At 67.0% G+C, this 22,253-nt stretch carries 24 protein-coding genes; 18 read left to right on the plus strand and 6 right to left on the minus strand.

What is annotated here, in order from left to right; genetic code table 11:
• The first annotated feature begins 66 nt into the window (after window positions 1–66).
• From E7V67_012890 to E7V67_012910, 5 genes are all read left to right on the plus strand, one after another.
• On the plus strand, window positions 67–1,245 hold the full coding sequence (locus E7V67_012890) for an acetyl-CoA C-acyltransferase (GenBank protein ID WUR15957.1): 1,179 nt from the start codon (window positions 67–69) through the stop codon (window positions 1,243–1,245).
• Window positions 1,246–1,267: 22 nt separating this feature from the next.
• A complete protein-coding gene (locus E7V67_012895) occupies window positions 1,268–1,570 on the plus strand; it encodes a Dabb family protein (GenBank protein ID WUR15958.1) in 303 nt (100 codons plus the stop codon).
• A gap of 2 nt (window positions 1,571–1,572) precedes the next feature.
• Window positions 1,573–2,361 (plus strand): SDR family oxidoreductase, encoded by a 789-nt coding sequence (locus E7V67_012900; protein ID WUR15959.1) that lies wholly within the window; start codon window positions 1,573–1,575, stop codon window positions 2,359–2,361.
• A gap of 125 nt (window positions 2,362–2,486) precedes the next feature.
• Window positions 2,487–3,482 carry an NADP-dependent oxidoreductase gene (locus E7V67_012905; protein ID WUR15960.1) on the plus strand — a complete coding sequence of 332 codons (996 nt, stop codon included), beginning with the start codon at window positions 2,487–2,489 and terminating at the stop codon, window positions 3,480–3,482.
• Between the two features lie 82 nt (window positions 3,483–3,564).
• Window positions 3,565–3,993: a GNAT family N-acetyltransferase gene (locus E7V67_012910; protein WUR15961.1), complete on the plus strand. Its 429-nt coding sequence runs from the start codon at window positions 3,565–3,567 to the stop codon at window positions 3,991–3,993.
• A gap of 70 nt (window positions 3,994–4,063) precedes the next feature.
• Here E7V67_012910 and E7V67_012915 read toward each other — a convergent pair whose 3' ends face one another.
• Window positions 4,064–4,960 carry a LysR substrate-binding domain-containing protein gene (locus E7V67_012915; GenBank protein WUR15962.1) on the minus strand — a complete coding sequence of 299 codons (897 nt, stop codon included), beginning with the start codon at window positions 4,958–4,960 and terminating at the stop codon, window positions 4,064–4,066.
• 103 nt (window positions 4,961–5,063) lie between these two features.
• On the opposite strand from E7V67_012915, the gene E7V67_012920 reads away from it, so the two are divergent.
• Both E7V67_012920 and nfsB read left to right on the plus strand, forming a co-directional pair.
• A complete protein-coding gene (locus tag E7V67_012920) occupies window positions 5,064–6,071 on the plus strand; it encodes a zinc-binding alcohol dehydrogenase family protein (GenBank protein ID WUR15963.1) in 1,008 nt (335 codons plus the stop codon).
• A 49-nt stretch (window positions 6,072–6,120) separates the two neighbouring features.
• Window positions 6,121–6,774, plus strand: coding sequence for an oxygen-insensitive NAD(P)H nitroreductase (nfsB, locus tag E7V67_012925; protein WUR15964.1), 654 nt, complete (start codon window positions 6,121–6,123; stop codon window positions 6,772–6,774).
• Between the two features lie 11 nt (window positions 6,775–6,785).
• Here the strand turns inward: nfsB and E7V67_012930 are convergent, their stop codons facing one another.
• Genes E7V67_012930 through E7V67_012940 form a run of 3 tightly spaced genes read right to left on the minus strand, consistent with a single transcriptional unit; the run spans window position 6,786 to window position 8,898 of the window.
• Window positions 6,786–7,610 (minus strand): NRDE family protein, encoded by an 825-nt coding sequence (locus E7V67_012930; GenBank protein ID WUR15965.1) that lies wholly within the window; start codon window positions 7,608–7,610, stop codon window positions 6,786–6,788.
• Window positions 7,610–7,891 carry a DUF4936 family protein gene (locus tag E7V67_012935; GenBank protein WUR15966.1) on the minus strand — a complete coding sequence of 94 codons (282 nt, stop codon included), beginning with the start codon at window positions 7,889–7,891 and terminating at the stop codon, window positions 7,610–7,612. Before E7V67_012935 ends, E7V67_012930 begins: the two co-directional genes overlap by 1 nt.
• Window positions 7,891–8,898 (minus strand): folate-binding protein YgfZ, encoded by a 1,008-nt coding sequence (locus E7V67_012940; GenBank protein ID WUR15967.1) that lies wholly within the window; start codon window positions 8,896–8,898, stop codon window positions 7,891–7,893. The genes E7V67_012935 and E7V67_012940 overlap by 1 nt, the downstream gene beginning before the upstream one ends.
• A 104-nt stretch (window positions 8,899–9,002) precedes the next feature.
• Here E7V67_012940 and mltG point away from each other — a divergent pair, with 104 nt between their 5' ends.
• The 9 genes from mltG to E7V67_012985 all read left to right on the plus strand — a co-directional run bounded on the left by mltG (window position 9,003) and on the right by E7V67_012985 (window position 15,631).
• Window positions 9,003–9,998 carry an endolytic transglycosylase MltG gene (gene mltG / locus E7V67_012945; GenBank protein ID WUR15968.1) on the plus strand — a complete coding sequence of 332 codons (996 nt, stop codon included), beginning with the start codon at window positions 9,003–9,005 and terminating at the stop codon, window positions 9,996–9,998.
• A complete protein-coding gene (gene tmk, locus E7V67_012950; protein ID WUR15969.1) occupies window positions 9,995–10,612 on the plus strand; it encodes a dTMP kinase in 618 nt (205 codons plus the stop codon). Before mltG ends, tmk begins: the two co-directional genes overlap by 4 nt.
• A 14-nt stretch (window positions 10,613–10,626) precedes the next feature.
• Window positions 10,627–11,646 carry a DNA polymerase III subunit delta' gene (locus E7V67_012955; protein ID WUR16274.1) on the plus strand — a complete coding sequence of 340 codons (1,020 nt, stop codon included), beginning with the start codon at window positions 10,627–10,629 and terminating at the stop codon, window positions 11,644–11,646.
• A gap of 10 nt (window positions 11,647–11,656) precedes the next feature.
• Window positions 11,657–12,058: a PilZ domain-containing protein gene (locus tag E7V67_012960; protein ID WUR15970.1), complete on the plus strand. Its 402-nt coding sequence runs from the start codon at window positions 11,657–11,659 to the stop codon at window positions 12,056–12,058.
• Between the two features lie 10 nt (window positions 12,059–12,068).
• Complete coding sequence (locus tag E7V67_012965; protein WUR15971.1) at window positions 12,069–12,584, plus strand: N-acetyltransferase family protein; 516 nt, start codon at window positions 12,069–12,071, stop codon at window positions 12,582–12,584.
• Between the two features lie 193 nt (window positions 12,585–12,777).
• Window positions 12,778–13,563 carry a TatD family hydrolase gene (locus tag E7V67_012970; protein ID WUR15972.1) on the plus strand — a complete coding sequence of 262 codons (786 nt, stop codon included), beginning with the start codon at window positions 12,778–12,780 and terminating at the stop codon, window positions 13,561–13,563.
• The gene (locus tag E7V67_012975; GenBank protein ID WUR15973.1) at window positions 13,563–14,267 is read left to right on the plus strand and encodes an ankyrin repeat domain-containing protein; all 705 of its coding nucleotides are present in this window, start codon (window positions 13,563–13,565) and stop codon (window positions 14,265–14,267) included. The genes E7V67_012970 and E7V67_012975 overlap by 1 nt, the downstream gene beginning before the upstream one ends.
• A 126-nt stretch (window positions 14,268–14,393) precedes the next feature.
• Window positions 14,394–15,320, plus strand: a complete 927-nt coding sequence (locus E7V67_012980) for a methyltransferase domain-containing protein (GenBank protein WUR15974.1) — start codon at window positions 14,394–14,396, stop codon at window positions 15,318–15,320.
• A gap of 113 nt (window positions 15,321–15,433) precedes the next feature.
• Complete coding sequence (locus E7V67_012985; protein WUR15975.1) at window positions 15,434–15,631, plus strand: hypothetical protein; 198 nt, start codon at window positions 15,434–15,436, stop codon at window positions 15,629–15,631.
• 6 nt (window positions 15,632–15,637) lie between these two features.
• Here the strand turns inward: E7V67_012985 and E7V67_012990 are convergent, their stop codons facing one another.
• Window positions 15,638–16,729 carry a phospholipase A gene (locus E7V67_012990; protein WUR15976.1) on the minus strand — a complete coding sequence of 364 codons (1,092 nt, stop codon included), beginning with the start codon at window positions 16,727–16,729 and terminating at the stop codon, window positions 15,638–15,640.
• A 123-nt stretch (window positions 16,730–16,852) separates the two neighbouring features.
• On the opposite strand from E7V67_012990, the gene fusA reads away from it, so the two are divergent.
• Together fusA and E7V67_013000 are read left to right on the plus strand one after the other, a co-directional pair.
• Window positions 16,853–18,964 (plus strand): elongation factor G, encoded by a 2,112-nt coding sequence (gene fusA / locus E7V67_012995; protein ID WUR15977.1) that lies wholly within the window; start codon window positions 16,853–16,855, stop codon window positions 18,962–18,964.
• 136 nt (window positions 18,965–19,100) lie between these two features.
• Window positions 19,101–19,664, plus strand: coding sequence for an SRPBCC family protein (locus tag E7V67_013000; GenBank protein ID WUR15978.1), 564 nt, complete (start codon window positions 19,101–19,103; stop codon window positions 19,662–19,664).
• Window positions 19,665–19,840: 176 nt separating this feature from the next.
• Here the strand turns inward: E7V67_013000 and E7V67_013005 are convergent, their stop codons facing one another.
• Window positions 19,841–22,252, minus strand: coding sequence for an EAL domain-containing protein (locus tag E7V67_013005; protein ID WUR15979.1), 2,412 nt, complete (start codon window positions 22,250–22,252; stop codon window positions 19,841–19,843).
• Window position 22,253: the final 1 nt, after the last annotated feature.

Raw genomic sequence — 22,253 nt, forward strand, 5'->3', positions numbered from 1 at the left:
CCGTGCTAAATCCAGCCGGCTTGTGCTATGCTCGAATGAGACATCAACAACAAGGGAGACAAAACCATGACGGATGCTGTCATCGTAGCGACCGCCCGCACCGGGCTGGCCAAGTCCTGGAAAGGCGCGTTCAACATGACCCACGGCGCCACCCTGGGCGGCCACGTGCTGCGCGCGGCCATCGAACGGGCGGGGCTCGAGCCCGGCGAGATCGAGGACGTGCTGGTCGGCTGCGCCAACCCGGAAGGCGCCACCGGCGGCAATATCGCCCGCCAGATCGCCATCCGCGCCGGCTGCCCCGTGACCACGGCGGGCATGACCATCAACCGCTTCTGCTCGTCCGGCCTGCAGACCATCGCCACGGCGGCGCAGCGCGTCATCGCCGGCGAAGGCGACATCTATGCCGCCGGCGGCGTCGAGTCGATCTCCTGCGTACAGCAGGAGATGAACATGCACATGCTGCGCGAGACCTGGCTGAAGGAGCACAAGCCGGCGATCTACATGCCGATGCTGCAGACCGCGGAAATCGTCGCCAAGCGCTATGAAATCTCGAAGGAGCGCCAGGACGAATACGGCGTGCGCAGCCAGCAGCGCGCCGCCAGCGCGCAGGCGGCCGGCCTGTTCGACGCCGAGATCGTGCCGATGACCACCGTGATGGGCGTGGCCGACAAGGCCACGGGCAAGCTGGGCACGCGCGAGGTCACCATCGCGGCCGACGAAGGCATCCGCGCCGATACCACCATGGAAGGCGTGGCGAAGATCCGCACCGCGCTGCCCGGTGGCGTCATCAGCGCCGGCAACGCCAGCCAGTTCTCCGACGGCGCCTCGATGGCCATCGTCATGAGCGCGCAGGCCGCCGCCGCCAAGGGCCTGCAGCCGCTTGGCGTGTTCCGCGGCTTCGCCGTGGCCGGCTGCGAGCCGGACGAGATGGGCATCGGCCCGGTCTACGCCGTGCCCAAGCTGCTCAAGCGCGCCGGCCTGACGGTGGACGACATCGGCCTGTGGGAGCTGAACGAGGCGTTCGCCGTGCAGGTGCTGTACTGCGCGGACAAGCTGGGCATCCCGCACGACCGCCTGAACGTCAACGGCGGCGCCATCGCCGTGGGCCACCCATATGGCGTCTCCGGCGCGCGCCTGACCGGCCATGCGCTGCTGGAAGGGAAGCGGCGCGGCGTCAAGTACGTCGTCGTCACCATGTGCATCGGCGGCGGCCAGGGCGCCGCCGGCCTGTTCGAAATCGTCTGATCGTCTGACACGGAGGAAAAGCTTGATCAAGCATATCGTGATGTGGAAGTTGAAGGAGCAGGCGGAGGGCGCCGACCGCGCCACCAACGCGCGCAAGATGAAGGACCTGCTGGAGGCCTGCGCCGGCATCGTGCCGGGCATCCTGAAGCTGGAAGTGGGCCTGGCGACGCCAGGCCTGGAAGCCACCTACGACGTGGTGCTGTATTCCGAATTCGCCGACAAGGCGGCGCTCGACGCCTATCAGGTGCACCCCCAACATGAAGCGCTGAAACCGTTCTTCGCCGCCGTGCGCGAAGGCCGCCAGTGCATGGACTACGAGGCATGACGATGGCAACCGTACGAACGACGCAACAACTTTTCAGCCTGCAGGGCAAGACGGCCCTGGTGACGGGCGGCTCGCGCGGCCTGGGCCTGCAGATGGCCCTGGCCCTGGGCGAGCAGGGCGCCACCGTGGTGGTCACGGCGCGCAAGCAGAACGAACTCGATGACGCCGTGGCCACCTTGGCCGCCAACGGCATCACGGCCTACGCGATCGCCGCCGACCTGGGCCAGGATGGCGCCGCCGACGCGCTGGCGCAGGCCGCCATCGACAAGCTGGGCCACATCGACATCCTCGTCAACAACGCCGGCGCCAGCTGGGGCGCGCCGGCCGAGGACATGCCGGTGGAAGCCTGGGACAAGGTGATGAACCTGAACGTGCGCTCCGTGTTCCTGCTGTCGCAGGCGGTGGCGAAGCGCTCGATGATCCCGCGCGGCCAGGGCCGCATCATCAATATCGCGTCGATCGCCGGCCTGGCCGGCAATCCGCCTGGCACGATGAAGACGATCGCCTACAACACCTCGAAGGGCGCCGTGATCAACTTCACGCGCGCGCTGGCGGGCGAATGGGGCGCGCACGGCATCAACGTCAACGCCATCGCGCCGGGCTTCTTCCCGTCCAAGATGAGCGCCGGCGTGCTGTCCACGATGGGCGATCGCCTGACGGCCGAAGCGCCGCTGGGCCGCCTGGGCAGCGACGAAGACCTGAAGGGCGCCGTGGTGCTGTTCGCCTCCGACGCGGGCCGCCACATCACGGGCCAGATCCTCGCCGTCGACGGCGGCGTCTCGGCCGTCTGAACCTTGGGGTCTGTCCCTGCAAGGGACTGACCCCGAAGTTTGCTCCCTCGGTAGAAATGGCATGCAAACTTCAGGGTCAGTCCCCAAGGGGACAGACCCTGACCCACTGATAAGGAAGAAACAAGATGACGACATTCCAACGCATGGTCCTGGCCTCCCGCCCGCCGGCCGAGGTCACCCCCGACAACTTCCGCCTCGAGACCGTCGAAGTGCCGGCGCTGGCCGACGGCCAGGTCCTGGTGCGCAACCACTTCCTGTCGCTCGACCCGTACATGCGCGGCCGCATGAGCGACGCCAAGAGCTATGCCGCGCCGCAGCCGCTGAACGAGACCATGATCGGCGGTACCGTCGGCCAGGTGGTCGAGTCGAAGCACCCGAAATACCAGAAGGGCGACTTCGTCGTCGGCATGGGCGGCTGGACCGAGATGACGGTCTCGGACGGCAGCGACATGCGCAAGGTCGACACCACCCATATCCCGCTGTCGGCCTACCTGGGCCCCGTCGGCATGCCCGGCATGACGGCGTGGTACGGCTTCACCCAGATCATGCAGGCCAAGGAAGGCGAGACGATCTGCGTCTCGGCCGCCAGCGGTGCTGTCGGCAGCGTGGTGGGCCAGCTGGCCAAGTTGAAAGGCTGCCGCGCCATCGGCATCGCCGGCGGCAAGGAAAAGTGCGACTACGTGGTCGATGAGCTGGGCTTCGACGCCTGCATCGACTACAAGGCCGGCAACCTGCGCGCCGACCTGAAGGCGGCGGCGCCGGACGGCATCGACGCGATCTTCGAGAACGTCGGCGGCGAGGTGTTCGACGCGGCGCTGGCGCGCACCAACGCGTTCGCGCGCGTGGCCCTGTGCGGCATGATCGCCGGCTATAACGGCGAGGACATCCCGCTGCGTAACGTGCGCCAGCTGCTCACCAACCGCATCACGCTGCGCGGCTTCATCGTCAGCGAGCACATGGAGCTGTGGCCGCAGGGCCTGCAGGAGCTGGGCCTGCTGGTGGCACAGGGCAAGCTGAAATACCGCGAGTCGGTCGCCGAAGGCCTGGCCGCCGCGCCGGACGCCTTCATTGGCCTGCTCAAGGGGCGCAATTTCGGCAAGCAGCTGGTCAAGCTGGCCTGATGCTGGCGGTGGCGCAAGGGTGATGGCGCTCGGGAGCAAGGTGTGACAAAATCGTTTCTTTAGCCTGAAGGTTTTGCATACGATGCTCTCAACACATGAAATCCGTTACGGCGACTGGGCGACCCTGGGCCGCGATGCCGCCGCGATCCGCACGGAAGTATTCGTGCGCGAGCAGAACGTACCGGCCGAACTGGAGATGGACGACAAGGATGCCGTCTGCCTGCACGCGGTCGCGTACGATGCCGCCGGGGTCCCGGTCGGCACCGGCCGGCTGCTGCCGGACGGGCATATCGGCCGCATGGCCGTGCTGCCGTCCGCGCGCGGCACCGGCGTCGGCGGCGCGCTGCTGCAAGGGCTGATGGCGCAGGCCCGGACCCGCGGCCATCGCGGCGTGGCATTGTCGGCGCAGACGCATGCGGCGCCGTTCTACAGTGCCCATGGCTTCCAGCAGGCCGGCGAGGAATTCTTCGAGGCTGGCATCGCCCATGTCGAGATGCGGCACGGGTTCTGACTGGACCCATGGTGTCAGGCACCGATCTGCGGGTCGGAGACCCGCAGATCGGTGCCTGACACCGGCGGGTTTATTTTTGCAACTGCTCCTGCAAGAAGCCGTGTAACTGCCGCACCGCCGGCGAGAACTGCCGCCGGTGCGGGCAAATCAGGTGCAGCGGCGCCGGCTCGCCCGGCTGCTCCGGCAGCAGCACCACCAGCCGCCCCGCCGCGACGTCGGCACGCACGTCGATCGACGACTTGTAGGCGATCCCTTCACCTGCCACGGCCCAGCGCCGCACCACATCCGCATCGTCGCTGGCCAGTGCGCCCCGCACCTGCACCGTGCGGCCGGCTTTCGCGCCGGCGACGGGAAAACGCCATTTGTCGTACAGCCGGCCATGCAACTGCCACAGCAGGCAGGAATGGTTGCGCAGGTCGTCCAGCGACGCCGGCATGCCGCATTGCTCCAGGTAGCCGGGCGAGGCAACCAGCACGCGCCGGTTGCCAGGTGCCAGCGGCAGTGCGACGAAGCTCGCATCGGCGTCGGTGCCGTAGCGGATCGCCACGTCGACGGGGTCGCGGAACACGTCCGCGACCTGGTCCGACAGCTGCAGCCGCAGTTCCAGGCGCGGGTGGGCGCGGCGGAATTGCCCCAGCAGCGGCAGCAGCACGTTGCGCCCCAGGTCGGAAGGCGCCGCGATGAACAGCGTGCCCGCCAGTGCTTCGTCGTCCTGGCGCAGCTCGTCGCGGCCGGCGTGCAGCAGGTCGATCACTTCCTTCGCGTACGGCAGGTAGCGCTCGCCCTCGTCCGTCAGGCGCAGGCTGCGCGTGGAGCGGGCGAACAGGCGCACTTCCAGGTCCCGTTCCAGCCGCATGATGGCGGCGCTGACTTGCCCGGGCAGCAGGTCGGCGTCGCGTGCCGCCTTGCTGAAGCTGCCGCAGGCGGCCGTGCGGACGAACAGCGCCAGGTCTTCGAACCGGACCATTTTCACTCGCCGAGTGAAAGTGATAACCGATTACCGGTCTTTTTCCGGTGCCAGCCCAGCCATATCATTGCTGCATCTCCACTTACTCCCCGAGGGACTCACGATGAAAGCAGTAGTTTACACGCAACACGGTTTGCCGATCGACCATCCCGAAGCCCTGCACGACATGGAGCTGCCGGCGCCGGTGCCCGGTCCGCGCGACCTGCTGGTCGAGGTGCGGGCGATCTCCGTCAATCCGGTCGACACCAAGGTGCGCCGCGGCGCCGCCGTGAGCGCGCCGCGCGTGCTGGGCTGGGACGCCGCCGGCGTGGTCGTCGCGACCGGCGCCGACGTCAGCGCGTTCAAGCCGGGCGACACCGTCTATTACGCCGGCTCGCTGACCCGGCCCGGTTCGTACAGCGAACTGCACCTGGTGGACGAGCGCATCGCCGGCCACAAACCCGCGTCGCTGGACTTCGCCGCTGCCGCCGCACTGCCGCTGACGTCGCTGACGGCCTGGGAGCTGCTGTTCGACCGGCTGCGGGTGCCGGAGCAGGGCGGTGCAGGCAAGTCGCTCGTCATCGTCGGCGCTGCCGGCGGCGTGGGATCGATCCTGACGCAGCTGGCGTCGAAGCTGACCGACCTGACCGTGATCGGCACCGCCTCCCGCGCCGAAACGCGCGCGTGGGTGCGCGAACTGGGCGCGCACCACGTGATCGACCATGGCCAGCCGATGGCGCCGCAGCTGGCCGCGCTGGGCATCGCCCACGCCGACATCGTCGTCAGCCTGACCCATAGCGAGCAGCACTATGCCGACATCGTCGAGATGCTGGCGCCGCAGGGCCAGTTCGCGCTGATCGACGACCCGGCCAGCCTGGACGCGATGCCGCTCAAGCGCAAGAGCATTTCGCTGCACTGGGAGCTGATGTTCACCCGCTCGATGTACGAGACGGCGGACATGGCACGCCAGCGCGAGATCCTCGACCGCGTTGCCGCGCTGGTCGATGCCGGCACGCTGCGCACGACGGTGGGCGAGCATTTCGGCGCCATCACGGCCGCCAACCTGCGCCGCGCCCATGCCCTCATCGAGAGCAACAAGGCCAAGGGCAAGATCGTGCTGGCAGGCTTTTGAGCCGCCCGCTACACTCGAGTCACCGCAACCGAACAAGGAGAGTCACACAATGAATATCGTGGAAAAAGCGGCCCAGCGCCACACCGTGAAGGCGTTCGACGCCAGCCGCAAGGTGCCGGACGAGATCATCGCCCAGCTGCGCATGCTGCTGCGCCTGGCGCCGTCGTCGGTCAACTCGCAGCCCTGGCACTTCGTCATCGCCAGCACGGACGAAGGCAAGGCCAGGATCGCCAAGTCGGCCGAAGGCGGTTACCAGTACAACGTCAGCAAGATCCGCGACGCCTCGCACGTGGTGGTGCTGGCCACGCGCGCCCATGCCGACGAAGCGTACCTGGAAGCCGTGCTGGCGCAGGAGGAACGCGACGGTCGCTTCGTCAACGAGGCGGCCAAGACGGCCGGCGCGGGCGCCCGCAAGCTGTTCACGGACATCCACCGCTACAAGCTCAAGGACGTGGCGCAGTGGTACGAGAAGCAGACCTACCTGGCCCTGGGCAGCTTGCTGCTGGGCGCGGCCGCGCTGGACGTGGGCGCCACGCCGATGGAGGGTTTCGACGCCGAGATCCTCGACAAGGAACTGGGCCTGCGCGAAAAAGGCTACACCGCTTCCGTCATCGTCTCGCTGGGCTACAGCGGCGCCGAGGACTTCAATGCCAAGCTGCCGAAGTCGCGGCTGCCGGTGGAGCAGGTGTTTACCGACATCTGAGCCGGCGCGCCTTACGCCACCTCCACCTCGTGCAATTGCGCCGGTGCCGCCGCATACAGCTTGACGACGGTGGAGGTGCGCGTGCCGTAGTCGGCCGACTCGATCTTCACGGCCGACAGCATGCGCTCGCGCTCGATCGGCACGCCCGTCTCGGGCAGGCGCTGGTCCGGTGCGCGCGTGGTGTCGGCCAACATCTCGAAATACGCCTCTTCCGGGGCGCCCAGGCACAGCAGGCTGGCGAATTGCGCCTTGGTGCGCACCACCTTGGGCCAGGGCGAATCGAGCAGCGCGTTCGACAGGCCGTAGATCCCGGGCGGCAGCGGCTGGCCGTTGCGCGGGTCGGCCTCGCCCCGGTTGGAGAACCACACCAGTTCCAGGCCGTCGCACAGCACCAGGTTGAAGCCGTTGTAGGCGTGCGCGCCGGGCCGGATCTGCTCGACGTAGTCGCGCGCGCTCATCGATCCGGCCAGGAAGTTCGACACCAGCATGCCGCGCGACGGCGCCTGCGGATCGAAGTCGTGCGGGGCGCGGATATTGGTCAGGGCGGCAAAGCGCGACGGCGCCTTGCCCTGCTGCGGCTCGGCGGCCAGGGCGCCGCCCGTGCAGCGCGCCCTGAGCGGCGTGATATTGGGCGGATAGGGGTCGCCGGGCGACTCCGGCCGCGTGATGCCCATCCAGCTGCCGCCAGCCTTCAGGTCACGGCCCGCCACGATCTGCGGGTTTTCCTCCCACGGCGCGGCCGGCGCGCTGGCGCGGGCAAAATACTCGTCGCGGTTGGCGGCGGCAATGAGGGGCACGCCCGGCACCACCTGCCAGGCAAAGACGATCAGGCACATCAGGGGAGATCCGTGAAGACTTCGTTGTGGCGGGGACCGGCCAGGAGTGGCGCGATGTGCGCCCGGGCGCAGGCTTGTTCCAGCGCGTCGGCAAAGCCGGCGCCGACGTTCGGATAGACTTCCATCCATGTCTGCAGCCCGTCCTGCGCGGCGGGCCGGCGTTTCAGTTGCGGCGCCACGCCGTGCGTGGCCGCCAGCTCGCGCTGCAGCGCATGGACGCGCTCGCGCAGCGGCGCCGTGTCGGCGTCGCGTACCTTGTAATAGACGTACAGGTCGGCCATCAGACGTCGAGCTTGTCCAGCACGTACGGCATCGGCTGGAAGCGCAGCGCCGGGCCTTGCGCCGAGCCGGCATGCACGGCGCCGGCCTCCAGCGCCTCCAGCTTCATCTCGACCAGCGCATCGACGCCGCCGGCACCGTTCGGCGCCGCGTTGACGACCATGCCGCACGGCTGTGCCGGGTCGGCCGGCGTGAACACCTCGGTGCCGGCCGCGATCGCGGCGTCGTCGATGGTCGCCAGCGCCGTGCGGCGTTTCAGCTTGCCCAGGTACTGGCTGCGCGCGACGATTTCCTGGCCCGGATAGCAGCCCTTCTTGAAATTGACACCGCCCAGCAGTTCCAGGTTGACCATCTGCGGCACGAACTGCTCCTGCGTGGCGGCGGTGACGAGCGGGACGCCGGCATGGATGTCGGCCAGGCGCCAGGCCTCGGTACCGGCCACGTTCAGGCGCCCGGCCAGTTCGGCCGCCACCGTGTCCGCCGCTTGGCTGGTCGCCAGCCATTGGTAGCGCGGCGCGCCAAACGCGTCGGCCACGCGCAGCAGGGTGCCCAGCGGGTGGTCCAGCTTGGTGTACGGCGCCTCGGGCAGGGCGTCGAACCAGGTGCGCAGCACGGCTTCGCCGTCGGCGCCGCCGATGCCCAGCAGTACGCGGCCTTCCAGCGCGTCCGACGCCTTGGTCTTCGCCCGCAGCACGAACATCTGCAGGCGCTTCTGGATGGCGGGCTGCAATTCGCGCGCCAGTTGCAGCAGCACGGCATCGCCGTCGCGCCACATCAGGAAGCTGGCCAGCAGGCGGCCCTTCGGCGTGCAATAGCCGGCCAGGCGCACGTCGCGCTCGCCCAGGTGTTCCACGTCGTTGGTCAGCTGCGAGTGCAGGAAGGAACGCGATTCTTCGCCCGCGAAGGCGATGATGCCCGTGTCGGCCAGGTGGGCGACGAAGCCGGTGGCCAGCACGGCCGGGGTGACGGCGGCGGCTGGTGCTGCGAGGACTTGATTCCAGGTGTTCATAAATTTGGATACTTTGGCCATGAAAGCATTATCATTACGGGCTCATTATAAAGATCCCCGGCAAAACGCGCCGGGCAGGCCCAAATCCAGGAGTCGCAACACAGATGGCATTGATAACAAGAACGATCGCGCTAGGCGTGCTGGCCGCATGCGCCGCCGGCGCCGGTTTCGCCTGGTGGGCCCAGGCGCCGATCACCGTCGAAGGCGACGCGATTCCCTTCACGATCAGCAAGGGCAGCGGCGCCCATGCCGCCGGCCAGCAGATCGCCGGCGCCGGCGTGCCGATGCAGCCGCTGCTGTTCAACGTGCTGGCGCGCGCCACCGGCAAGAGCGCGCGCCTGAAGGCCGGCTCCTACGAGCTGAAACCAGGCACCACGCCGCTGCGCCTGATCGACCAGCTGGTGCGCGGCGAGTACGCGCAGGAGTCCCTGACCATCATCGAAGGCTGGACGTTCCGCCAGATGCGCCAGGCCATCGCCGCGCACCGGGGCCTGAAGCATGACACGGTCGGCCTGTCCGACGCGGACCTGATGAAGAAGCTCGATGCCCAGTACCCGCATCCGGAAGGGCTGTTCTTCCCCGACACCTATCTGTTCGCCAAGGGCTCGTCGGAACTGCAGATCTACAAGCAGGCGCACAGCGCCATGATGCAGCACCTGACGGCCGCCTGGTACAAGCGCGCGCCCGACCTGCCGTACAGCACGCCGTACCAGGCCCTGACCATGGCTTCCATCGTCGAGAAGGAAACGGGCCAGAAGGCCGAACGGGCGATGATCGCGGCCGTGTTCGTGAACCGCCTGAAGCTGGGCATGATGCTGCAGACCGACCCCACGGTCATCTACGGCATCGGCGAGAAATTCGACGGCAATATCCGCAAGAAGGACCTGGAAACGGACACCCCGTACAATACGTATATGCGGACGGGCCTGCCCCCCACGCCGATCGCGCTGCCGGGCCAGCAGTCGCTGGCCGCCGCGCTGGCGCCGGCGCGCTCGAACGCACTGTATTTCGTCGCGCGCGGCAACGGCACCAGCCACTTCTCGGATAATCTCACCGACCACAACAAGGCCGTCAACCAATATCAGAGGCAGCAGCAATGACAGTGCCACGAGGCAAATTCATCACCTTCGAAGGCATCGACGGCGCCGGCAAGTCCACCCACATCCGCTACTGCGCCGACCTGGTGGCCGCGCGCGGCATCGAGCTGGTCAGCTCGCGCGAGCCGGGCGGCACGCCGCTGGGCGAAAAGCTGCGCGAACTGGTGCTGCACGAGCCGATGCACCTGGAAACCGAAGCGCTGCTGGTGTTCGCCAGCCGGCGCGAGCACATCGCCCAGGTGATCGAGCCGGCACTGGCGCGCGGCGCCTGGGTCATCTCGGACCGGTTTACCGACGCCAGCTTCGCCTACCAGGGCGGCGGGCGCGGCCTGGACCTGATCAAGATCGAAACGCTGGCCAACTGGGTCCACCCCGAGCTGTGGCCCGACCTGACCATCCTGTTCGACGTGCCGCTGGAAGTCGCGCGCGCCCGCCTGGACGCGACGCGCGAACTGGACAAGTTCGAGCAGGAAAAGGCCGACTTCTTCCTGGCCGCCCGCAACGAGTACCTGCGCCGCGCGGCCCAGTACCCCGAACGGTTCCGCGTGATCGACTCGACGCAGACGATCGAGGCGATCCGCCTGCAGCTGGCCGAGATCATCGGCGCCTTGCGATGAGCGAGGGTACGGCGATGCAGACGGGCGTCTATCCATGGCAAGAGGGCGCGTGGGGCCAGTTGCAGCTCTTGCGCCAGCGCCTGCCGCACGCGATCCTGTTCCACGGCGCGGCCGGCATCGGCAAGGCCGACTTCATCGAGCACTTTGCCCAGGCCCTGCTGTGCGAGAACGTGCGTGCCGACGGCCACGCCTGCGGCGCCTGCGCGTCGTGCGGCTGGTTCGTCCAGCAGAGCCACCCGGACTACCGCCGCATCCGTCCGGAAGCGTTCGAGGACGAGCCGGGCGAGGCGGAAGAGGGCGAGGACAAGAAGAGCAAGACCAAGACGCCGTCGAAAGAGATCAAGATCGAACAGGTGCGCGCGCTGGCCGATTTTATGAACATCTCGACGCACCGCCAGGGCCTGCGCGTGGTCGTGCTGTACCCGGCCGAGGCACTGAACATGCCGGCCTCGAACGCCTTGCTGAAGACCCTGGAAGAGCCGCCGCCGGGCACCGTGTTCCTGCTGGCGTCGAACAGCCTGGACCGGCTGCTGCCGACGATCCTGTCGCGCTGCCGCAAGTTCGCGCTGCCGTTGCCGGCGCATGCGGAAGCGCTGGCATGGCTGCAGGCGCAGGGCGTGGCGGACGCCGACAGCTGGCTGCGCGAGCAGGGCGGCGCGCCGCTGGCCGCGCTGGCGCAATCGGAGGCCGGCAACCGCGAGGAGATCGACACCTTGCTGCAATACCTGGCCCATCCGGCTGTCGAGGGCGCGTTGCGCACGGCGGACAAGCTGCAGAAAGTGCCCCTGACCTCCCTGGTGGCATGGCAGCAGCGCTGGCTGTACGACCTGTTTTCCTGCAAGCTGACGGGCAACATCCGGTATTATCCCCGTTATGCCCGCGAGCTGAAGGCACTGGCCGAGAAGGTTCACGTCAGCCGCTTGCTGGCGGCGATCAAGGGCACGGCCGAGCGGCGCGCCACGTCGGACCATCCGCTCTCGCCCAAGCTGTTCATCGAGGATATGCTGCTGGACTATACTGCCTGCTGTGCATGAAAGGATGCCCATGAGCGCTGGCCCGCCCGATCCGAATCCGCTGCTCAATCCGAACACCCAGCCGGGCGGCGCGCCGCGGCCGACGGTGCTGTCGCTGGCGATCCGGGAAAAGGCGGCCCTGTACGCGGCCTACATGCCGTTCCTGAAGAACGGCGGCATCTTCGTGCCGACCCAGAAGGCCTACAAGGTGGGCGACGAGATCTACCTGATATTGACCTTGATGGACGACGCCACCAAGTATCCGATCGCCGGCAAGGTCGTGTGGATCACGCCGGCCGGCGCCCACAACAACAAGGCGCAGGGCATCGGTGTCCATTTCCCGGACGACGAGACGGGCCAGCGCACCCGTGCCCGCATCGAGGAAATCCTCGGCGCGGCCCTGCGTTCCACGCGCGCCACCCATACTCTTTGACTTCGCACGCATGTCTTTTCGCCACCGCATCGCCACCCTGGGCGACCTGCCCACCATCGTCGCCATCTACAACAGCACCATCGCCTCGCGCGAAGTCACGGCCGACACCGAGCCTGTCTCGGTCGAGTCGCGCCTGAACTGGTTCCACGAGCACCAGCCGGAGCGCCGGCCGCTGTGGGTGATCGAGCGGGCCGACGACACGTCGGCGCACCCGGAAATCCTCGGCTGGATCTCGTATTCGAATTTCTATGGCCGCCCGGCGTATTCCGGCACGGCCGAGGTGTCGATCTATATTGCGGAAAACTGGCGCGGCAAGGGCATCGGGCGCTATGCGCTGACGGAAGCGATCGCGCATGCGCCGAAAATCGCCGTGCACACGGTGCTGGGCTTCATCTTCGGCCACAACGCGCCCAGCCTGGCGCTGTTCCGGCGGTTCGGCTTCGAACAGTGGGCCAATTTCCCGCGGGTGGCGAACCTGGATGGGGTCGAGCGCGACCTGATCATCCTGGGCAAGCGGGTGGCATGACGTTGGTGCCTCAGGGTTAGGGTCTGTCCCCATCGGGGACTGACCCTGGTTTTAATCGGCAGCGCCAGCGCTACGTTGCAGCTTGGTGCCTGCTGCATTGGAGTCCCTGAAAAAAACCGGGGTCAGTCCCCTGCGGGGACAGACCCCAACCCCGGACGCGGCGGTGTTGTCTTGGCTAAGCTACAATAGCCCCATGTTCATCGATTCACACTGCCACATCGACTTCCCCGAGCTGGCCGCTCGCATGCCGGAACTGCGCGCGAAAATGGCGCAGAACCAGGTCACCCACGCCCTGTGCGTGTCGGTCGACCTGCCGGATTTCCCGCGCGTGCTGGCGCTGGCCGAGGAGTATCCGAATATCTTCGCCTCCGTCGGCGTCCACCCCGACTACGAGGACACCCCCGAACCCACCGTCGAGCAGCTGGTCGCACTGGCCGACCATCCGAAGATCGTCGCCATCGGCGAGACCGGTCTGGATTACTACCGCCTGACGGGCGACCTGGAATGGCAGCGCGAGCGCTTCCGCACCCACATCCGCGCCTCGCGCGCCACACGCAAACCCCTGATCATCCACACCCGTGCCGCCAGCGCCGACACCATCCGCATCATGCAGGAAGAGGGTGCCGGCACGGCCGATGGCGGCGTGGCCGGCGTCATGCACTGCTTTACCGAGTCGCTGGAGGTGGCGCAGGCGTCGATGGCGCTGGGCTTCTACATCTCCTTTTCCGGCATCGTCACGTTCAAGAGCGCCAAGGAGCTGCAGGCCGTGGCCCAGGCGGTGCCGCTGGAGCGCATGCTGATCGAGACCGATTCGCCATACCTGGCGCCGGTGCCGTACCGGGGCAAGATGAACGAGCCGGGCTACGTCGCCCACGTGGCCGAGTTCATCGCCCAGCTGAAGGGCGTCACCGTCGCGGAAGTGGCCGAGCGCACCACGGCCAACTTCTTCGACCTGTTCAGCACGGCGGGGCGCGCCTGATGGGCATCCGCATCCGCCTGCGCCTGGTGCGCCGCCGTATCCTCGCCACCGTCGCGATGGCGCTGGCCGCCGTCGGCGCCGCCCCGCACGCTGTGGCGGCCAGCCAGGGCGACAATGACAAAGTCACGTTCTTCCGCGCCGCCCAGCTGAACGACGCGGCCCGCATCAAGCCGCTGCTGGCGCGCGGGCTCGACCCCAATGTGCGCGAGCCGGAGCGGGGCGAGACGGCCCTGATCGTGGCACTGCGCAACGACGCGATGAACGTGTTCGACCTGCTGCTGGCGCAGCCGAAACTGCAGCCCGATGCCCAGGCCAGCAACGGCAACACGGCGCTGATGATGGCCGCCTTCAAGAACAACAAGCCGGCCGTGGAAAAGCTGATCGCCAAGGGCGCCCAGGTCAACCGGCCCGGCTTCACGGCGCTGCATTACGCGGCGGCGGCCGGCGCCATCGACATCCTGCGCTACCTGCTGGAGCAGCACGCCTATATCGACGCGGAATCCCCGACCAAGATGACGCCGCTGATGCTGGCCGCGCGCGAAGGCCAGGAAGAAGCCGTCAAGGTGCTGCTGGAGGAGGGCGCCGACGCCACGCTGCGCGACGCCGGCTTCAAGCTGACGGCCGCCGAGATGGCGGAAAAGGCCGACAAGCCCTGGATCGCCGAGACGATCCGCAAGCACCTGGCCGTCAAGGCCAAGCGCTGAATCCCGCCGTCGGCCGGGGCAAACGGGAGAATTGAAGCCTTTTCTCCGCCAAGCTCGGCCGATCGCGCCGCCCTGTTGATCCTGATAATGGCTTCATTGCCTGAGGCAAATATCAAAAGGATCATCATGTTGAACGAACGCGAAATCGAAAGCTGCTACCTGGGCCAGTTCATCCCGGTGCACTACCATCACAATATGCTGATGGACAACAACCGCATGCACAGCTTCAAGTCGGCCATCGACTACGTCGTCAAGCCGGGCATGAAGGTGCTGGAACTGGGCGGCGGCACCGGCGTATTGTCGTGGTTCGCGGCGGCCAAGGCCGACAAGGTCTACTGCGTCGAGTTCAATCCGGACATGGTGCAGCAGGCGCAGAAATTCCTGGCGATCAATCCGAACGGCGAGAAGGTCGAGGTGATCCACGCCGACGCGTTCGAGTACCTGCCGCCGGAACCGGTCGACGTGGTCATCTGCGAGATGATCCACGTGGCCATGCTGCGCGAGAAGCAGGTCGAGGTGATCGAGTCGTTCAAGCGCCGCTATGCGCAGAAGTTCGGCGGCCCGCTGCCCGTGTTCATCCCGGAAGCGGTACTGATGGCCGCGCAGCCGCTGCAGCAGGAATACGATTTCGAAGGCTTCTATGCGCCGATCGTCCAGTTCCAGGAAACCGGCGTGGTGCACAACAACACGGTGGAACTGGCGCAGCCGGCCATCTACGCCGTGGTCGACTTCACCCAGCCGAACGCGCTGTCGTACGCCTGGCAGGGCAAGTTCGTGGTCGAGCGCGCCGGCACCGTCAACGCCATGCGCTTCGTGACCAAGAACATCCTGGCCGTGGTGCAGGAACGAGCCACCACGATCGACTGGCTGAACCACTACATGACCTTGCCGCTGGCGCAGCCCGTGCAAGTGCGCGCCGGCGACGTGCTGCAGGTCAGCTTCGCCTACCGCGCCGGCGGCTCGATCCCGTCGCTGGAGGCATCGCTGCAGGCTGCCGTGGTGTTCGAAGCGGAGGAAGTGGCGACCGTCGAGGCGATCCCGGCCTTCGCCTGATCCCGCCCCAGTGCAGTTCGTGCCGCGTTTTCAGCGGCCGGTCGCATCCTTCGCCCGCGGCGCCCGCGGCGCGCTACAGTAGCGGCATCGATTGAATGCTGGCGGAGGATGCGATGTTCAGTTTCATGCTGTGGTTGGTCTTGCTGTTGCTGTGCTGGCCGCTGGCCCTGCTGGCACTGCTGCTGTACCCCGTGTTCTGGCTGCTGACCCTGCCTTTCCGCCTGATCGGCATCGGCGTCGACGCCATCTTCGAGACCCTGCGCGCCATCGTGCTGCTGCCGGCGCGCGTGCTGGGCGGCGCGCGCCGCTAGGCGGCGTCAGAAATCGACCAGCACCCCCGCGCCCAGCGACATCTGGGCATAGTTGTAGTCGATCAGGCTCTGGCCATACCCCGAGAAGAACTGCAGGTAGCCTTTCAGGTTGGACCGGATCGGCGCCGCCCAGCCCAGCTGCACGGCGCCGTGCTTGGTGTGGAAGTTGCGCCGCGCCAGCAGCGAGTATTCGGTGCCGTTGTCGCGGTAGGACACGCGCACGTCGCCATGGCCCATGAAATCGGCGATGTCGATGTTGTCGTTGTCCGAGCGGTCGTTGTCCAGGCGCTTCCAGATGCGCGCCGTTACGGCCAGCTTGCCGTATTCACCGCCCACCTCCCCATATAAACGGTTCCAGCTGCGCGACAGCTTCGCGGTCTGGCCGTTCGACTGGTGTACCAGGCCCAGGCTGGCATAGCGGAAATCGAAGCCGCCGATGCGCTTGCCGATCGGCGCCACCGCCATCACCTCCGGCTGGTAGTTGGTCTCGCGGAACGGGCTGGACGCGCTGCGGTTGTAGGCCTGCCAGAAGCTCTGCTGGGTGTAGCCGAACCACAGGTCGACGGGCGAGCCGGCGATCGTCTCCAGTGCCTTCATCTTGAAGCTCAGCTGGTACATCAGTTCGACGTGCTTGGACTTGATGCCGGCCGGCGTGTATTCCTCGAACGGGCCGTCGTTGATGCTGTTGCTGTAGTTGGCCAGCAGCAGATAGGTGTCGCGATGCGGGCGGAAATTGAACACGCCGCGCTTGCTGCCGGCGTCCAGCTCCCACAGCGGTACCAGGCGCGAAACCGGCGTTTCGTCCGGCGCCTTGGCGGCGGCTTGGCGCGAGGCGTCCGGGTCCACCAGCACGCCGCTGCGTGCCGTCGCCGGCGATGCCACCGCCACGCCATCCGCGGCTGGGGCGCGCTTGGCCAGCGCGTCATAGCAGGCCAGGCGGGTGGTGGGGTCGCCCAGCAGGGCGCAGCGTTCCAGGGTTTGCTCGACGGGCGCCGTCACGGACTGCGGCGCGTCGCTGGCGACCTGGGCCAGCACATAGGCGGGGGAGAGGGCGGCTATGGCAAAAAGGAGAGGAGAAGTCGTTGATTTGATTGTCATAATAATGTCCGTTTAGCATCAACCCATCAGTATAGGTGACGCGGCCGACTACCGGTCGCACGCCTGCGCACGGTCGCTGCTAGAATGAATCGCGCCACCGTCGTCCAAGCCAAGGAGACCGTCATGAGCCGCAAGACCCCTATCGAGCGTTACCGCAATATCGGCATTTCCGCCCACATCGATGCCGGCAAGACCACGACGACGGAGCGCATCCTGTTCTACACGGGCGTCAACCACAAGATCGGCGAAGTGCACAACGGCGCCGCCACGATGGACTGGATGGAGCAGGAGCAGGAGCGCGGCATCACCATCACGTCCGCCGCCACCACGGCGTTCTGGCGCGGCATGGCCGGCAATTTCCCCGAGCACCGCATCAACATCATCGACACGCCGGGCCACGTCGACTTCACCATCGAGGTGGAGCGCTCGATGCGGGTGCTGGACGGCGCCGTGATGGTGTACGACGCCGTCGGCGGCGTGCAGCCGCAGTCCGAAACCGTGTGGCGCCAGGCCAACAAGTACAAGGTGCCGCGCATCGCCTTCGTCAACAAGATGGACCGCGTGGGAGCGGACTTCTTCCGCGTGCAACAGCAGATCCGCGACCGCCTGAAGGGCAACGCGGTGCCGATCCAGATTCCGGTCGGGGCGGAGGACCACTACCAGGGCGTCATCGACCTGGTCAAGATGCGCGCCATCATCTGGGACGATACCAGCCAGGGCCTGCATTTCACCTACGAGGACATTCCCGCCGACCTGCTGCCGCTGGCGCGCAAATGGCACGAGTACATGGTGGAGGCGGCCGCCGAGGCGACGCCGGAACTGACGGAAAAGTACCTGAACGGCGAGACCTTGACGGAAGCCGAGATCAAGGCCGCGCTGCGCCAGCGCACGATCCGCAGCGAGATCGTGCCGATGCTGGCCGGCAGCGCCTTCAAGAACAAGGGCGTGCAGGCGATGCTCGATGCCGTCATCGAGTACCTGCCGTCGCCGGCGGACGTGCCCGCCATCGCCGGGCACGACGAAGAGGACCGCGAAATCGAACGGCACCCGACCGACGAGGACCCGTTCGCGGCGCTCGCCTTCAAGATCATGACCGACCCGTTCGTCGGCCAGCTGGCGTTCTTCCGCGTGTATTCCGGCTCGGTGCACTCCGGCGACAGCGTCTACAACCCGACCAAGGGCCAGAAGGAGCGTTTGGGGCGCATCCTGCAGATGCATGCCAACGAACGCAAGGAGATCAAGGACGTGTATGCGGGCGACATCGCCGCCGCCGTCGGCCTGAAGGCCGTGACGACGGGCGACACCTTGTCCTCGCCCGAGCACGTGATCGTGCTGGAAAAGATGGTGTTCCCGGAACCGGTGATCTCGCAGGCGGTGGAGCCGAAAACCAAGGCCGACCAGGAAAAGATGGGCATCGCGCTGAACCGGCTGGCGCAGGAAGACCCGTCGTTCCGGGTGCATACCGACGAGGAATCGGGCCAGACCATCATGTCCGGCATGGGCGAGCTGCACCTGGAAATCCTGGTGGACCGGATGAAGCGCGAATTCGGCGTCGAAGCGTCGGTCGGCAAGCCGCAGGTGGCTTACCGCGAGACGATCCAGAAGAGCGTGGCGGACGTCGAGGGCAAGTTCATCAAGCAGTCCGGCGGTAAGGGCCAGTACGGCCACGTGGTGCTGAAACTCGAACCGCTGGAGCACGGCAAGGGCTACGAATTCGTCGATGCGATCAAGGGCGGCGTGGTGCCGCGCGAATACATCCCGGCGGTGGACAAGGGCATCCAGGAAACCCTGCGCATGGGCGTGCTGGCGGGCTACCCGGTGGTGGACGTGCGCGCCACCTTGACATTCGGCTCTTACCACGACGTCGACTCGAATGAGAACGCGTTCCGCATGGCCGGCTCGATCGCCTTCAAGGACGGCATGCGCCGGGCCGATCCGCAGCTGCTGGAACCGATGATGGACGTCGAGGTGGAAACGCCGGAAGAGTTCATGGGCAATGTGATGGGCGACCTGACGACGCGGCGCGGCATGGTGCAGGGCATGGACGAGATCCCGGGCGGCGGGGGCAAGCTGATCCGCGCGCTGGTGCCGCTGGCCGAAATGTTCGGCTACTCGACCACCTTGCGTTCGCTGACGCAGGGCCGCGCCACCTACACGATGGAGTTCAAGCACTACGCGGCCGTGCCGAAGCACATCCTGGACCAGATCGCGACGGGACGTAAAGCGCCCGCTTGACGGAAACGGCCTACACGGCGAATGCGGTTCGACCTATTTCAAGCGCCCAGCGATCGGCTTACGATGCGTGTTGGCCCTGGCTGCGCGGCCTTGCGTGGCGGGGGAAGACCAACCGCAACCGTATGAGGAGGATTCGATGAAACGACTCTTGACTCTGGCGGCGCTGGCTGTCGGCGGCGCCCTGCTCGCGAAACAATTGAAGAAGAACGGTGGCAAGGCCGAAAGCTCGTCCGTGAAGGAATCCATCACCGTCGACGTGCCGGTGCGCACGGCGTACGACCAGTGGACGCAGTTCGAGGAGTTCCCGAAATTCATGGACAGCGTGCATGAAATCAAGCAGCTGGACAACAAGCGCCTGCACTGGAAGGCGGACGTGATGGGCAAGCCGATCGAATGGGATGCCGAGATCGTCAAGCAGATTCCGGACAAGCGCATCGCCTGGCGCAGCACCACGGGCACGCCCAACAGCGGCGTGGTGACGTTCGAATCGCTGGGCGCCAACCAGACCCGCATCACGCTGGAGATGACGTACACGCCGGAGGGACCGGTCGAGGCGGTGGGCGACGCGCTGGGCGCCGTGCGCATCGAGGCGCGCGGGAACCTAAAGCGCTTCAAGGAAATGATCGAGGCGCGCGGGCATGAGACGGGTGCGTGGCGCGGCACCATTGCTGGGCAGGGTAGCCCTGTGACGACGCACTGATGCATCAAGGCTTGGGGACTGTCCCCAACGGGGACTGTCCCCGGTTTTAATCGGCAGCCTGGAGGGATCGGTACGCATGCGCCAGCGATAAAAACCAGGGACAGTCCCCTGCGGGGACAGTCCCTAAGCCTGAGGCTTCGGCGGCGCAAAGGAACAGGACGGTCTGGAACGCCTGGTCAACCCTTCAAAAGCGCCGCGAACTCCTCCGCCGGCACCGGCTTGCCGTACAGATTGCCCTGCCCATACTCGCAGCGCAGCAGCTTCAAAAGCTTGGCCTCCTCCTGCTTCTCGATCCCCTCGGCCACCACCTTCAAGTCCAGGTTGTGCGCCAGCGAGACGATCGTCTGCACCAGCCCCATGTAGCCGGCGTCCTGCGCCATCTTGATGACGAACGAGCGGTCGATCTTCAGCACGTCCACCGGCAGCGTGACGAGATAGGCCAGCGACGAGTAGCCGGTGCCGAAATCGTCGATTGCGACCGGCACGTCCAGGTTGCGCACCCGCGTCAGGATGTCCACCACGCGGCGGTGGTCCGACACCAGGCTGCTTTCCGTCACCTCGATCGACAGCGGCTGCCGGTGCGCCTCGGCCGTGTTCAGGGCCTTTTCGATGTCCTCGAACAGCGTGTCGCAGCGGAACTGCGCCGGCGCCACGTTGACGGCGATCTGCGGCGGCGCCAGCCCGGCGTCGTACCAGGTGCGCCAGTCCTCCATCGCCTTCTGCATGACGAGCCGGCCCACCTCGATGACGAGGCCGCTGCGCTCCAGCACCGGCACGAACTCGGCGGGCGGCACGATGCCGCGCTTCGGGTGGCGCCAGCGCAGCAAGGCCTCGGCGCCGGCGATCTTGCCCGTCTTCAGGTCCACCTTCGGCTGGTAGTAATTGACGAACTCGCCCCGTTCCACCGCGTCGCGCAGCTCCGCCTCCATGCTGATCTGGCGCGCCAGCGCGTGGTCGGCGTCACGGTCGTAGAAGCCGATGTGTTCTTCCATGTGGCGCGCGCCCGCCAGCGCGTCCCAGGCCTTGACCAGCAGCTCGTCCGCCGTGGTGCCGTCCTCCGGCAGCATGGCGGCGCCGACGTTGACGGTACACCAGATCTTGTGCTGGTCTACCTGGTACGAGCCTTCCAGCAGCGGGATGATGACGTCGTGCGCGTAGCCGCGCGGCGAGCGCGCCTCGTCCATCGGGTAGAACAGGGCGAAGCGGCCGATGCCCACGTGCGACAGGATCATCCGCTCGGCCACCTCGCCACGCAGGCGCTGCGCGACCTGGCGCATCAGGCCGATCGCCGCCGTGTTGCCATAGGCCGAACTGATCTCGTCGAAACGGTTGATGTTGATGAGCAGTACCGTGCCGCTGGCGTTGGCAGCCGCCAGCGCGGCCACTTCCTCGTCGAAATGCAGGCGGCTGGGCAGGCCGGACAGCGCGTTGGTGCGTGCCAGCCGGTGCAGCTCTTGCGCATTGATCAGGCGCTCCAGGCCAAAGCTCAGCTCCGTGCCCAGCTCGCCGGCGCGTTCACGGTAAAAACTGTCGAAGAATTCGGCGCGGGTCGAGTAGAAGGAAATCACGCCCCAGCATTTGCCGTTGACGAACAGCGGGATGGCCATGCACGCCTTGATGTCGCGCCGCGCGCAGCCGCTGTTGACGTCGTTGGAGAACTGCAGGCGGCCCGTCTCGACGGCGGCACCGGCCAGCGCCGGCAGGAACCAGTCGGCCACGGCCTGGCCGTCCGGCGTGCCACTGTCGGCTTCGCGCCATTCGTGTTCGCTGCCGTCGCGCGCGGCCGAAGTGAACAACTTCAGGCCGCCGGTGGCGCTGTCGCGCCGGCTGATGTCGACGATTTCCAGTCCCGGCTGGTGCGCCGCCTCGCGGCAGGTGTCCAGGCACAGCGCCTCCAGCGTGCGGGCGCGCGAGATGATGGCCGACAGGCGCGACAACAGCACATAGAAATTGTCGTGCCGGATCAGGGCCCGTTCCTTGGCCACTTCCTCCGTCATGTCGATGGCGGAGCCGCCCAGGAAGGGCTCGCCGTCCACGTCGATGGGGAATTTGTGCACGAGCCAGTGACGGCTGCCGTCGTTGGACGTCTCCATCGTCTTGATCACTTCGCCGTTTTCCAGCACGGCGCGATCCTGCTCCTCCAGGCTGCGGCGCACGTCTTCCGGCCAGAAGTGGCTGTCGTCCTTGCCTACCACGGTGGGCACGCCAAAGAAGCCGTGCAACGCGGCATTGCCCATCACGTAGCTGCCGGAACGGTCCTTGATCCACAACGGCGATGGCGAGTGCTCGGCAAAGCCGTTCAGGAAGCCCTCGGCGCGGGCCAGCCGGCGGCGCATTTCCTGCTGGGCGCGGGCCAGCGCGGCGACGTCCGCCAGGGCGCGGCGCTGAGCCGCCGTCATGGCCGGTGGCGCCAGCGCGAGCAGGGCCTGCTCGTCGGCCAGCACCCCCTCCGGCACCGGGCGGCCAAGCAGGTGGCCGGCCAGCCGTGCCAGCTCCGCGCTGGCGTCGTCGACCGGGGCGCGCGAGCGGACGGGACAGGCCGCCGGCGCGGTCAGTGGCTCTTCTTCCTGGGTGGCGATGTGATTCATG

Source organism: [Empedobacter] haloabium (assembly GCA_008011715.2).
Taxonomy (GTDB): Bacteria; Pseudomonadota; Gammaproteobacteria; order Burkholderiales; family Burkholderiaceae_D; genus Rugamonas; species Rugamonas haloabia.